We start from the raw sequence: 12,504 nt of genomic DNA, 5'->3' as shown, positions 1-12,504 counted from the left end.
CTCTCCTTATAATTCTTTAAATGTTTCCTGGTAATTTTTAGGAACTACTTTTACAATTGGATCTGGCCAGCTGCAGAATAAATTCCTCTCAGACATCCTTCTTCTAAGCAATCCTTTAGATCTTTTTTCAGCTGCCTTTGACCAGAGGTTGAAAATTCGACAAGCTCCTATAAAGTTCCTGGAATTAACTTCTTTTACTATGTCAGATCTTCTGAAACTAGAACCTCCAATGTTGTAACAAAGAGAGATTAGGGCATCATACTGATTCTGATTTATCTTTTTTATCATGATGGCTTTTTTTACTACATTTTCATAGATTCTTAATTGCTTTACCAGTTCTATATCAGCCACTTCTAAGGTCATAATATCGCCCTCTTTGACCTTTTTTCCATTAACTTGGGTAAATCCCCATCCAATAGTCCAAACTCCAGAAGGGCAAGTATAGGCTTTCATTTCGTAACTCTCGAAATGCTTTAAAAGGTCTATTCCTTGTTTTGATATCTTCATCTGTTCCCTCCCCTATGAAAGATCAAATCTACAATTCTTCCAGTTTCTCCTTTTTCAGACAAAAGACCCAAAAGGGCTGCTATACCAAAATGGATAAAAGCCTGTGTTCCTTCTAATCCCAAAACAAATACAACTAACATTGTAACTGATCCTGCAAATGCTCCACATATAATCCTAGCCCAGAATGGCTTAGTAGTTCCTTGATCTTTATATGCTTGATAACAGCTTCCTATAGTTCCAAATGCAATTAAGACTATGATGTATGTTATTAAGTCTAGTGTAATATTGTATTCCAAATGACTCCTCCTATTCTGGCAAAATAAACCCTACCAATCCTTTTTTATATTCCTCTTTAATATTTAAGGTTAAATCCTCTGAAGTTATAGCAGAATTAATTTTGAATTTTAACTCACTTTCCATTTTAAATACTTCCCCTGTAAAGATCATTCCATTATTTCTCAGCTCTAAAAATTCTTCTTTATTACTAAAGCTATAACCTTCAGGTAAGTTACTAAAATACCATTTTAAAGAATAATTAGGTATTAAATCAAAATTTTCTAATGTCTCTCGAATATATGGTAGATCTTTTTCTGCTCTACACCTTTGTTGATACTCCCCTTTCCAAAGGAAACCATTTTCTAACAATTTTCCCTTCTCTATTTCTATTTCGCTAAAAAGAGATCTTCTTTTAGCTTCTATATTTAATACCCATTCCATACCTTCCCATTCATAAAACATACCAGGAGAAGGAATAGTTTTTATTTTATCCTCTTCTAGGATCTCACCAATTCTAAGAACCCTATATCCTTTTTCTATTTGCTCTCTATCATTTAGAAAGTATAGAGTAAAATCCGATTGAATAATATACGGTTCTGTTAAATCTCCCTCATAAACAAAATGATTTTTTTCATCATATGCATATTTATATCCTGGCGGGAATGCTTTATCGTATTTTTTCCCAATTCTATTTTCATCGAATGATTGTGATGTAATAAGCTTTAATTTAGCCTCCTGCCATGTAGGAGCAGCTTCTTTTTTAAACAAATTATATATCATTTTTTCCTCCTAATTTTTTGATCGACCAGAACAAATTTAGATTTTATATCCTATAATTTTAACTCTTGCCTCAATGCCGATATTACTCGTACCACCATAATCATAGGAAACATCAATCGATGTGGCGGTAAAATTTAATATCTCTACATTTTCTAAACACACTAATCCTGTACTCGAACTACTATGTGGTACGTATGGTACACAAAGTAATGGCACGATACCAGCTTCAACTGGTATATCAAATGTTTGTGTTTGTCGCGTTACAGTACTTGTGAAACCAGATTTTGGAATTGCCATATCATAGACTTTAAGAGATAAACTCTCTATTTGTTCTTGGTTATTTTGAATTTGATTTTTATTTATAACTGTTAAACCTAGTGCCTCTTTTCCCTTATCAAAAGCAAGTTTCACAGCATATGCTGAAGCAACTAATATTTTGCTGGTTGAATTAATTACATGAGAGATCACGAGATTAAACCCGCTATTTTTATTGAATTTAGGTTCTTTTAAAGCTAACCCTTCTGTAAGATCTTTTATAGTTGCATAGACATTGCTTTGGTCTATAACTGCATTAACAGTTGCTGCGCTTGAAATATAGGTGATAATATCTTCAACCCTTTCTAATATCCCACTAGATTCTCTTGGAATAAGATCGGGGGTAGCTGTGTCACAGTAGGAATAAAGCACCTCTATGCCATCTTCACCCCTGGCAAAAACTCCTATCTCTCTTAAATAAGTGTCTTCTAATACCCCACTATTATTAAAGGCTACTCTTACCCTATAATTACCTGCTTCTAAAATAGTTGTGCTTGTAATACTTAAAGTTTTAAAACTTTCTATAAGTGATACTAAATCTTCTTTATTTGATCCTTGAGAAATTATCCCTTTCCCTATTTCTACCTTTGTGAAAGTCATAACCTCCCCTAGGGCAGCTCTAACTAACAAGTCTTTCCCTTTTTTTGTAAGTATTGTTCCTATATATTTAGCCATTTATTCCTCCTAAATATTCTTCAAAATCTGAAGCTACATTGGGGTCAAGCGGGATCTCCTCAAAAATAGATGAATGATATAGTGTAGAATGGTAGTTTATACCTTCCCACTGGCTGCTGACTATTATTCCATCTAAAGAACTTCTCTCATTTTTTGTTGTATTAATTGATTTATATAATTTTTCTAATTTTTCGCCTGTTGGGGCAGTTTCTCCTACAACTTTAAAATGGTATGGATCTCCACCATATTGATACCACTCTAGTAACTCAAAATCCCCATGAATATCTTTAATTGTTGTTTCGACTGCATATCTTGTCCCTTTAGTTTTCCTAACAATATATGCTGTTTCTACTAAATCGGCTTTAATGTCTTTAGATAAAGTCTGGTCATACCCTTCAACTTTCCATTGATAAGCTAATTCGTCCAGAATAGGCTCATTTAAGCTGCTAAAATTCCCATAAAGAAAAAGATTTTTTTCCCTGGTATTAATTAGGTCCATCTCTTCCTGGATAACTTGGGTTAAGAATTGTATTTCTTTATCTTCCTGAAGGAAATTAGGGAGAAGTTTTAAAAGAGAAATATCATCTATTTTAATCATCTTCAACCCCTCCATATTTTGGATTAACATTTACTTCTTTAGCTACTTCAAAAGAATTGACTTTTTTAAAAACTGGAGATACAATGCTAACCCTTTTAGCACCTGCGTTTCTAACTAAATATACTAATTCAGTAGGCGTTATATCCCTTTTAAGGGCTGCCTTTTGCCATGTTACATATTCACTCACTGCCTTATTTACGTTCTCCTGGATCTCATTTACTAGCCCTATATTCTTATTTGAAATATAGTAAGTAAAATCTATATTATAGTTTATTTGAGTTGGTTTATTCACTAGTAAATTATCAGTTAATGGTCTTCTCTTATCTGCACTGCAGATAGCTTTCACATCTTGGAGCACACTATCAGTAGGAAGAACTCCGCCCTTCATTAGAGGGGTTATACGGACTGTTCCTGGTGCAGTCATCTCTACATTTACATCTATAATCTCTTGGTTTGCAGTTTTAGCCCAATAGATATACCCGTCTCCCGGACCTGCAGTTGAAAATTTACTAGGGGCATTCCGAATTCTTTCTTTTAAACTCTCAATTGACTCTATCTCAGCTCCTCCCTGGGATATTTCCATATTTATTACTGATTTAAAAAATGGAAAAGGATCAACTATTTTATTTATTTCTCCTGGAAGATATCCATTCCCAACTATTCCTTCTTTTGTACAAATAGCAATAACTTCTTTAATAGTTTCCCCAGGCTTAAACTCAAAATACGGTGTTAGAAAATATATGTTATTCCCTGGTGTAACCCTTACCGGATTAACCCCTAAAAGATGTTCTTTTGCTTCTTCTATCTCAAAATTTAAAAGTACACTTGCTTTCTTAGCTCCTAATCTTTCAGTATCGGTAAAGGCTCCCATCTCAGTGGCATAGTCTCCCTTGGTATACCTTAGAAGATTCATCTTAAGTCCTTCATTGGTAGTTTCATTTCTGATAAAAAGAGAGTAAGCTACGGTCTGAAGGAGCCATCTCCTTTCATCAGCTAATCCTAAAGAAACACCGCTTAATTCCTCATATTTGTTCACCATTCGCCCAAGGATCTCTTCAGAACTTTCATTATGTATATTTAAATCATTCAACTATGCTCACCTCCATGATGGGCTTTAAAGATCCCCTTTGATGATCTGTTATATATGCAATTTTATGGATCTTAAGTCTAGGTTCAAATTTCTTAAACTGAGTCTGTATATCCATTAAGGCAGCACTCCTATTTAATGGTGAATCCACTATATCTCCATTTATACCTATTCCCCTGGCTAAGATAACCTCGCCTATTATTACAGAAAGGATATTTCTTCCATTTTGAAGTATTCGCTCGTTACCTGTAGCTTTTAGATTGATTTTATTTTGTGGTTCCAATGTATAGGTCATCTTATTTCTCACCTCTATCTGGATATAGCTCCTTGATTAAAATCCTTATGAACTATCTTTTTCTTTGTCTCTTTTTTAGGTTTAATTATTATATCTCTATTTTTGTACATCATCTCTACATATTCTTCCAACGTAAGGGAAACATCTATCTTTCTTACCTTCCCACCATTGGTTATATATTCATATCCTGCATTGTAGGAAGTAATGACGTATTGACCGCTTCCTACAGGCTTATTCCCTAATGTAAAATCTAATGTTTCACCAATATTTTTATATCCATTTAATTTTTTTAAAAGCTCCTGTGGATCTACTCCAAAATCACTCCTAAGAATCATTTTAAAAGAAACAACATCGGTATTTAGATCTATAAATTCTAGAGCAGGTTTCTGTCCTTTACGAGTATGTTTCTCATAATTAGCTCCACCACTTAATTTTAAATCAGTAAAATTTAATATTTTTTTATTCTTACCATCAAAGGAGACTTCAAAGGGTATATCTCCTAATTTTCCTATCATTGTTTTCACCTCGATTTCGTTACTCGCGAAATATAAAAATTAAATTTAGTTTTTTATAATTTATAGAGTATACTCAAATTAATTAAACCTCATAAGTTTAGTTTTATGTATTTTTTTCTCTAATAAAAGCCTTGACTTTTGAAGTTAGGGCTTTTATTATTTGTTGACTATTATACTGGGGCTGTAGTTTCTCTGCTCTCAGCATCCTTATGTTTGTGCTTATCCACATCTCCCTTAGGAGTGCTTAATTTAGTTACTCCTACTTCTTCAGCTGTGATATTTTTAGCGGTTGTTACAGCATTTATATCTAATGAAGCACCTGCAATAGAAGTAGCCTTAGCATTGATAGTTAGGTTATCGGTTGTCATCACTATATTTTTAGAAGATATATTTACGTTATTAGCTCCCTTTATATCTATATCTCCTACACAATTTATCTCTAATAGATGTGTTTCAAAGTTATATTTAATCTTAGTCCCATCTGGAAAGATAATATATTTCATCTTACCGGTATCTTTAGGAAGATTCTTTTCGCTGGAATAACTCCCTAAGATAAATCCTACACTTGGTGCATGGGGAAGGAAGATGCATACGGCATTTTCTCCTATACTAGGCATTGAATAATTTTTTTCTGTATTCGTATGATCCATTAAAACTTTTAAAGGTTTAGATATGATTCCAGGAGCATCATCAAATTCTACCCTTGCTGTAGTTGCCTTATGATTTATAGATGATACCTTTCCAGTCCTTAAAAACCTAAACTCCATTAAAAGTCCAACCTCCTCCTCATATCTAAACTGCAGTTATACCCCTTATTAATATCATGGGTAACTGAAGTAATTAGATAGACTCCATCGTACCTTCCAAACCCTAAAATTTTAGTTGTTATACCAGCTAAATATTCCGGATCTCCCATATGAGATATTTTAATTTTGGTTTCATTTTTATTCATATTTCTAAGTATTTTTTTTGCTCGTTCATTTAAAAACTTTTCTTTCTCTTCCTTTGTGGTTCCCGTTACTCCAGTATCAATATTTTGATAGAGGATCTTACCTGTTTTCACTTTATAGAATTCACTTGCAGGAGCCTCATATTTGCCTTTTAAGTATTCACCTAAGATAGGGTCATAGAATGTTAGCTCACACCCGTCATAGACCTCTAAGTCATCGCATTGAAGGTCATATCTCATAAGATTAGATTTATTAAATGTAATTACTGTTTCTTTATCTTCATATGTCTTTTCATCAAAGATAATGATTTTATCCATAGTTATCTTTATAGCCATTCCCTGCTCTTTTGATATTCTAGCCAGTAGACTTGAATCTGATTCTTTCATCTGATCTACTTTATCAAAAGTGAATTCTTCAGTACAGTCATAGAACAGATCCATAGAATAAGTTTTAGATATTTCCTGTGCAATCTCTTTTAGAGATACATTCTCCCAGGTATTATCTTTTTTCACTCCTTTAAGATTTTTGGTTATGTCTATAGATGTCCCTGAGATATTCATGGTGTCTGGTGTGCCTGAAAAAGATAGATCATCTATGGTAAAAGTCCCGCATTTCAAGACTCTATTATCCCCTTCATTCCTCCAGTTAATTACTCCTATCTCGACTTTTAGTTTATCTCCCTTTAAGATGGCCCATTCTTTTATCCATTTATCTCCTGTGAGACTCAGAGTTACACTATCACCTTTATCTAAATTATCTGTATATGATAAACCTTTTAGATATGGGGATAGCTCCCCTGTAATATCTTTCCCTTCATAGATTATATTTATATAGCTTCTCCTGGACTTCATATTACCTCCAAGGAGGGAGGGTTAAGTTTTGAGTATTAGATATATCAGGGCAGATCAGTTCTATCTCACCACTAAAAATAACTATGTTCGTATATCTAGGATTTGCCCTCATTAGCTGTTTGGAAAATTTATCTTCCCCATAGACTTTAAAACTAATCCCATCCCATGTATCTCCTTGGATGGTCCCATATATATCTGTTTCTTTAGTCAAGACTTACCCTCCTCTCTAATTTCATGTTTTTACTTATTATTTTTTCAAGTGTTTCTTCTATTAATTTAACGAGATCCTCGCTTGAGCTTTTTAACATTTCATTGATATTTGTTATGCTTCCCTGGATAATAGGATTGTAATCTACATTAACTTCAAACTTATTTTTAATATTTGTTTTGGATAATTTTTCTTTAACATTAGATGCTAATGCCGGAATCCCTTTCCCTGCGAACATTCCCAATTTAGCTCCTGCATGATACCAAAGGTTTTTTGATTGCTGACTGCCGTCATGGGGAACAATAGTTTCTGGTGCATCCCCTACTATTGCCAAATGAGGAGTAGTCATTATCCCACCCTTAGCATAAGCTGGGACATACGTTTTTATTCTTGATTTGTTTAGTCCAGGAGTTTTTAAAGGGTTTTCATTTTCTTTTTTACCTTTAAATTTTTTCCAGTAACCATAAAGGCTTTTGATTCCTTTAATCCATGATCCTAAAGGAGTATATTCAAATATTTTACCTATTGGGCTTTCTTTAAATTTATCCCATAATTCAGTTATTTTAGCTTTAACTACGCTAAACCCTTCTTTTACCTTATCCCAATTTTTGTAGACTAAATATGCTCCTGCAGCTATAGCCGCGATTGCTATTATCCATGGATTAGCTAAGGCTAATCTTCCAAATGCCATAGCACCTTTACCTAACATTTTAAAGGTTGAACCACCGATTATTTTTATTTTGCTTAACATGGGTCCCCATTGTTTCCATTCTTTGATTTTTTTCCCTGCTGCCATAAAGGTCTTATAGTCATCTTTCATTTTAAATACTTGTTCTAATCCTAGTCTAGCTCCACCTGAAGCTAGTCTTAATCCAACTAATGTTGCTGCCCCATAGGAAATAGCCTTAGTCATCTGTGGATGATCTGCCGTAAGGGAATTCATTCCATTTGTAAATGAAGTCACTCCTTTAGTTGCTGATTGAATGGCAGGTAACATCGTATTGGCGAACCCTAATGATAAATTTAATATTGCTCTCTGTGATATTTTTAATTGTGCTGCTGTAGTTTTATTAACATTAGCAAATTCTTTTCCGACACTATTTGCTACTTTTTGCTTATCGTTTACCATTTTTAGATTATTTGAGATTTTGTCTAGATGTTGAGAGAGTGGTAATAATGCCCCTACTGCTTCTTCTCCAAATAACTGAGTTCCAACCGATAGTTTTTCACTTTCACTCAAATTTTTAAAGGCTCCCATTACTTTTTGTATAGTTCCCATAGAATCTTTTTGCATATCTTCTGATATTTGTACAGGATCAAACCCCAATGCCTGAAATGCTGATTTTTTTGTACTACTAGCAGCATTTCCACTGGACATAGTAGAATATAATTTCCTCAGAGCAGTACTGGCAGTACTGGCATCTTTTACACCAAAATCAATTAAACTAGCCCCTAATGTAGCTGTTTGAGCTGCTGTGACATTTGCTATTTTTCCAAGTGGTCCCATGGCAGTAACTATATCTCCAACTTGTTTAGGAGTAACGTTGATATTATCCCCTAATACATTTATCTGATCAGCTAATCCCATAACTTCTTTTTGAGACATATTTAAAGATGTTCTCCATGTAGCAAGATTAGATCCTGCCTCCTCTGCGTCTACACCGAAGGCTACAGCCACTTTTGCGGTATCAAATGTAAATTTAGTCAATTCTTCTTGGGCAATTCCTGCTCTACCAGCAGCAGCAGCAATTTCATAGATTTCATTATTCATTAATGGAATTGTTTCAGTAGTTTTTAATAATTCTTGTCTGAATTTTTGTATCTCACCCTCATCAGTCAAAGTTAGTTGTTTTTTTACATCCGCGAAGGCTGATTCATCATCTACTGCAAACTTTACTCCAATTCCCATAGCTACTGCTTGACCAGTCCCCTTATATAGGGAGCTCTTCCCCTTTTCTTTATTATTATCTCGGAACTGTTTAAATCGTTCCTGATTCTCCTGGTATAGTGCCTTTTTCATCTCTTTAGATAATCTGATCTGTTCCTTATATCTTTTGGTCATCTCATTACTTTTAGCCAGGGTGTGTTGCCTCTTGGAAACTTGACTTATCTGTTTGGCTAGATCTTCTTGACTAGCCCCATATTTATTTGATTCCTGTTTAACTGACTTCATTTTTCGCATCATATCAGTTAATGATTTTCTTTCTTTATCGGTACTATCTCTCAATTTATCTTCAGCTAACTTAGCTTTTTTAAATTCGTTTACCATTTTCTTAGTTGGTTTGGAGGTTCGTTCAAGAGCCTTTTTTAAATCTTTTGTTTTTTGAGTCATTTCAAATAGTGATCTTTGCTGTTCTGAATAGCTGTTTCTACTTTGTTTAAATTGATTTTCTAATTTTTTACTTTTTTCTTCTAATTTTGAAATCTCTCTACTTGTAGTTTTAAGAGTTCTCATTTCATGACTTAGTTTCTCTATCTCTTTAGCACTCTTACTAAAATTTGTATCTTTCATTTTTTTCATTTGGCCACTAAGTTTTTTTACTTCCTGAGAACTTTGATTAAAACTCTTAGTTAAAGAAGGATCTACATACCCCCCTATCTTCATTATAAAATCTCTATTACTCACTAGGTATCGCCTCCAACCAACTAACTAATTCTTTGAGTTTCATCCTGTGAAAGAAATCAGCACCACTTTTAGTTATTTTTCCGGCCATAAGGATAGACTCTCTTAATTTTTTTATTTTTTCTTTTGAGTTTAAGTCTATCCTAGCAAGAAACCCTTGGTACATTCCGTTATTACTCTGAAATCCTTAGATTTTAATTCTAAGATTGCTTCAAAAGGAATCCCAGAAGCTTTTGCGGCTATTGCTGCTTGGTATGCAGTAGAATAATTTACATCTGGTAATGGAGTGAAAAATTTACCTAAAGATTCACTTTCCGCCTCACAGATCTCTGCTCCTGTAATGGAATTAAAATCTAGCTCTATCTTTCCTATCTTTTCACCATTAAAAGTAATAGGACCTCCTAAGGTCACTATTACTTTATCTTCTTTTAGTTCTATTTTAGGTTTTATATTTTTAGGTTGAGTTTCTGCCTTTTCTTCTATATTTTTATCTTCAGTCTCATTAGTTTCTTTCATTTTTCCCCCTTATAAAAAATCATCTTCATCTAGATAATTAATCCCATCGACTACAAATTTATTATTAAGTTTATCAATATGAAGATTTTCTATCTCATCGATAAATACTCTTATACTGAAAACTTCAAATTCTGCCTCTGTATCCATAGCTTTGGCTGTTTCTGCCTTCCCTAAGTTTTTATTTTTAGGTGTTACCTTAGCCATTATTCTAATTTTCCTATTTCTCATTCTACCTATTGGGCTTCCTGGGTCAACCATTTGTAAGTTTCCTCTAAAGGCTAGCTGATGCATGATAGGCGCAATCAATGTTGTAAATTGCTTATTTACAGATCTTTTCTTTATCTTCATTGTCATAGATTTAGTTAATCCTGCAATAGGTACTTCTATCTCTCCTCCTATTCCTGACCCTATAACTGTATCGGTCATAAATTGGATATTAGGAAGATCTAAATCTACTGTTCCTACTTCTTTTAATGCGTTTATATATAAACTAAATCCCTGTAGGGATATTGGAAATCCATTCATTAGTTACCACCTCCAAATAGGTTCTTTAGATAATCTATATCGTATTCTAGATCTGACATAATACATTCAGCTACTCCTACTGGTGTCATATATCTTTTAAAGTTATATTTTCCATCTATTAAGCTGCCTACTGGGTTATCATGTCCATTAAACTCTATCCTTCCGCCAAGTATAGCTCCTTGAGTCACTAATCCATTGTAGTAGTCGTTATAGCTGTCTACTATCTTATCCATGAGCTTATTGTTAGCGGGTTTGTCCACATCCAGCCAATAAGTTAGTGTGAAGTTGTTGTTATCCCAGATAAACATCCTTTTTACTGAGATAGTATTATCTTTAATATCTCTATTCGATGGATAACACGCTGTTCTATTCCCCCATAATCTCCAGCCATTATTAAAATTAATAGCTGTAGCCACCCCATTATCATTTAAATAATTAGCCTGGGCTAAGGTAAGATCTACCTCTGTTTTATTTTTTAAACAGATCCCTGTAATGTTTAGCGGCTTATTCGATGGAGATTCATATGGGATCCCGCCATTCTTATCATCTACTGAATAGATAGAGGCTGCTGCTAAGGTGGATAAATGATAAATATCCTCTCCTATGGATCCCATTGGCCAGAAGTTGTATTGATTTTCATGAATATAGCTATTATCATTTTTCCAGGCTGTTACCTTGCTATAATTATCTATAGTTTCTGTATCTATATCGGTTAATGCTACCCCTCGAAATACTTCATTTATTTTCTTCATAGAAGATACTAATGCAGTCATTACTTTACTATCATGGGTCCATCCTGGAGCCAATCCAATATTTGGAACCCTGTTAAACTTAGGAAAAATTTGTTCTATTAGAGCAAATCCCTCGCTTTTAAGGGTAGCGCCATCTATTCCGCCTATAATGTCATCACTATCAACTAAACTAGGATCTAATTGGCTGTATGTCGCCTTATAATCCCCATCCGCTAATGCTTCATCGATGAATACTATTTCTAAGTTTCCATTATCATCAAATGTAGTAATATATTTTTCAGCTGCGACTACTACATCTCCACTATCTTTTAAAACAAAATTTTCTTGTAATATTCCAGTTTGACTTATTTTACCTATTTTTTTTGTTATTGTTACTGATGTGCCTATCACATCTTTCTTGTGTATTGCAGGATCCAATACATTTATGAAAACTACAGGTCCTACTTTAAACAGCCTAAAAAAGACACTAATAGCCTCACAAAGGGTATAATTTCCCCAATCGTCTAAATACCCAAATGCTTCCAATGCTTCCTTTTCTGTATAACAAAGAACAGGTGTATTAACTTTTGGATTTTTTGCCATATTAACTGGTGCGGTTCCTATTATTACTGCAGTATTACCACTTTTAATAATACTAGCTATGGAAGTAGTGCTTTCACTTGTTGAAACTCCATGATTTATCATTTCTTATATACCTCCTCCAATGCTCTATTAAAAAGAATATTCATCCTCTTACCCGGTTCATTAACTTCATTTATAGCTTTGACATAATTTTCTCCGGATACAAATAATGGAATTATAGATTTATATTTTTCCTTTAACTTTTCAACCTCTTTTGGTAATGATCCCCTGAATATAGTTCCATTATCCAGGATCCCTCTTTTCACACCAGGACCTATATAAAAAGTTGTCGTTCTTGTTTTCATTTTAGGAGCTTTCTCTTTTTTTGCCTTTGTGTCTACACCTTCCAAAGGCTTAGAATCAATATTTTTTTTATTCTTTTTGGTTTCTTTTTTTTCTGCCATATCTCC

General features: G+C 33.7%; 16 protein-coding genes. All 16 read right to left on the bottom strand.

The features are described 5' to 3' along the window. Positions 1–6: 6 nt before the first annotated feature. The 16 genes from DYH56_RS03525 to DYH56_RS03450 all read right to left on the bottom strand — a co-directional run bounded on the left by DYH56_RS03525 (position 7) and on the right by DYH56_RS03450 (position 12,498). Entirely contained in the window at positions 7–507 is a 501-nt protein-coding gene (locus DYH56_RS03525; RefSeq protein WP_114641477.1) for a lysozyme, read from the bottom strand. Further along, a complete protein-coding gene (locus tag DYH56_RS03520; protein ID WP_114641476.1) occupies positions 504–803 on the bottom strand; it encodes a hypothetical protein in 300 nt (99 codons plus the stop codon). The genes DYH56_RS03525 and DYH56_RS03520 overlap by 4 nt, the downstream gene beginning before the upstream one ends. A 10-nt stretch (positions 804–813) precedes the next feature. Continuing rightward, on the bottom strand, positions 814–1,563 hold the full coding sequence (locus tag DYH56_RS03515) for a hypothetical protein (RefSeq protein WP_114641475.1): 750 nt from the start codon (positions 1,561–1,563) through the stop codon (positions 814–816). A 36-nt stretch (positions 1,564–1,599) separates the two neighbouring features. Continuing rightward, a complete protein-coding gene (locus tag DYH56_RS03510) occupies positions 1,600–2,553 on the bottom strand; it encodes a hypothetical protein (RefSeq protein WP_114641474.1) in 954 nt (317 codons plus the stop codon). Further along, entirely contained in the window at positions 2,546–3,151 is a 606-nt protein-coding gene (locus DYH56_RS03505) for a phage tail protein I (protein WP_158539038.1), read from the bottom strand. The genes DYH56_RS03510 and DYH56_RS03505 overlap by 8 nt, the downstream gene beginning before the upstream one ends. Continuing rightward, a complete protein-coding gene (locus DYH56_RS03500; RefSeq protein WP_114641472.1) occupies positions 3,144–4,241 on the bottom strand; it encodes a baseplate assembly protein in 1,098 nt (365 codons plus the stop codon). Before DYH56_RS03500 ends, DYH56_RS03505 begins: the two co-directional genes overlap by 8 nt. Beyond that, positions 4,234–4,533 carry a hypothetical protein gene (locus DYH56_RS03495; protein ID WP_114641471.1) on the bottom strand — a complete coding sequence of 100 codons (300 nt, stop codon included), beginning with the start codon at positions 4,531–4,533 and terminating at the stop codon, positions 4,234–4,236. The genes DYH56_RS03500 and DYH56_RS03495 overlap by 8 nt, the downstream gene beginning before the upstream one ends. Positions 4,534–4,547: 14 nt before the next feature. Next, positions 4,548–5,048 (bottom strand): phage tail protein, encoded by a 501-nt coding sequence (locus tag DYH56_RS03490; protein ID WP_114641470.1) that lies wholly within the window; start codon positions 5,046–5,048, stop codon positions 4,548–4,550. Between the two features lie 170 nt (positions 5,049–5,218). Then, entirely contained in the window at positions 5,219–5,815 is a 597-nt protein-coding gene (locus DYH56_RS03485; protein WP_114641469.1) for a phage baseplate assembly protein V, read from the bottom strand. Next, positions 5,815–6,849 (bottom strand): phage late control D family protein, encoded by a 1,035-nt coding sequence (locus tag DYH56_RS03480; RefSeq protein WP_114641468.1) that lies wholly within the window; start codon positions 6,847–6,849, stop codon positions 5,815–5,817. Before DYH56_RS03480 ends, DYH56_RS03485 begins: the two co-directional genes overlap by 1 nt. A gap of 1 nt (position 6,850) precedes the next feature. Further along, the gene (locus DYH56_RS03475; RefSeq protein ID WP_114641467.1) at positions 6,851–7,060 is read right to left on the bottom strand and encodes a tail protein X; all 210 of its coding nucleotides are present in this window, start codon (positions 7,058–7,060) and stop codon (positions 6,851–6,853) included. After that, entirely contained in the window at positions 7,053–9,683 is a 2,631-nt protein-coding gene (locus tag DYH56_RS03470; RefSeq protein ID WP_114641466.1) for a phage tail tape measure protein, read from the bottom strand. Before DYH56_RS03470 ends, DYH56_RS03475 begins: the two co-directional genes overlap by 8 nt. A gap of 135 nt (positions 9,684–9,818) precedes the next feature. Continuing rightward, complete coding sequence (locus DYH56_RS03465) at positions 9,819–10,196, bottom strand: hypothetical protein (RefSeq protein ID WP_114641465.1); 378 nt, start codon at positions 10,194–10,196, stop codon at positions 9,819–9,821. Between the two features lie 9 nt (positions 10,197–10,205). Beyond that, entirely contained in the window at positions 10,206–10,721 is a 516-nt protein-coding gene (locus DYH56_RS03460; protein WP_114641464.1) for a phage major tail tube protein, read from the bottom strand. Next, positions 10,721–12,157, bottom strand: coding sequence for a phage tail sheath family protein (locus DYH56_RS03455; protein ID WP_114641463.1), 1,437 nt, complete (start codon positions 12,155–12,157; stop codon positions 10,721–10,723). Before DYH56_RS03455 ends, DYH56_RS03460 begins: the two co-directional genes overlap by 1 nt. Further along, entirely contained in the window at positions 12,154–12,498 is a 345-nt protein-coding gene (locus tag DYH56_RS03450; protein ID WP_114641462.1) for a hypothetical protein, read from the bottom strand. Before DYH56_RS03450 ends, DYH56_RS03455 begins: the two co-directional genes overlap by 4 nt. Between the last annotated feature and the right edge of the window lie 6 nt (positions 12,499–12,504).

The organism is Psychrilyobacter piezotolerans, from assembly GCF_003391055.1.
In the GTDB taxonomy this organism is placed as follows: Bacteria; Fusobacteriota; Fusobacteriia; order Fusobacteriales; family Fusobacteriaceae; genus Psychrilyobacter; species Psychrilyobacter piezotolerans.
This window is presented reverse-complemented; position numbering and strand designations above follow the sequence as displayed.

Excerpts from the sequence above, each read along its gene's own strand:
- DYH56_RS03460 (WP_114641464.1), bottom strand. The coding sequence starts at position 10,721 with ATGAATGGATTTCCAATATCCCTACAGGGATTTAGTTTATATATAAAC.
- DYH56_RS03515 (WP_114641475.1), bottom strand. The coding sequence starts at position 1,563 with ATGATATATAATTTGTTTAAAAAAGAAGCTGCTCCTACATGGCAGGAG.
- DYH56_RS03525 (WP_114641477.1), bottom strand. The coding sequence starts at position 507 with ATGAAGATATCAAAACAAGGAATAGACCTTTTAAAGCATTTCGAGAGT.
- DYH56_RS03450 (WP_114641462.1), bottom strand. The coding sequence starts at position 12,498 with ATGGCAGAAAAAAAAGAAACCAAAAAGAATAAAAAAAATATTGATTCT.
- DYH56_RS03510 (WP_114641474.1), bottom strand. The coding sequence starts at position 2,553 with ATGGCTAAATATATAGGAACAATACTTACAAAAAAAGGGAAAGACTTG.
- DYH56_RS03495 (WP_114641471.1), bottom strand. The coding sequence starts at position 4,533 with ATGACCTATACATTGGAACCACAAAATAAAATCAATCTAAAAGCTACA.
- DYH56_RS03485 (WP_114641469.1), bottom strand. The coding sequence starts at position 5,815 with ATGGAGTTTAGGTTTTTAAGGACTGGAAAGGTATCATCTATAAATCAT.
- DYH56_RS03455 (WP_114641463.1), bottom strand. The coding sequence starts at position 12,157 with ATGATAAATCATGGAGTTTCAACAAGTGAAAGCACTACTTCCATAGCT.
- DYH56_RS03465 (WP_114641465.1), bottom strand. The coding sequence starts at position 10,196 with ATGAAAGAAACTAATGAGACTGAAGATAAAAATATAGAAGAAAAGGCA.
- DYH56_RS03505 (WP_158539038.1), bottom strand. The coding sequence starts at position 3,151 with ATGATTAAAATAGATGATATTTCTCTTTTAAAACTTCTCCCTAATTTC.
- DYH56_RS03490 (WP_114641470.1), bottom strand. The coding sequence starts at position 5,048 with ATGATAGGAAAATTAGGAGATATACCCTTTGAAGTCTCCTTTGATGGT.
- DYH56_RS03480 (WP_114641468.1), bottom strand. The coding sequence starts at position 6,849 with ATGAAGTCCAGGAGAAGCTATATAAATATAATCTATGAAGGGAAAGAT.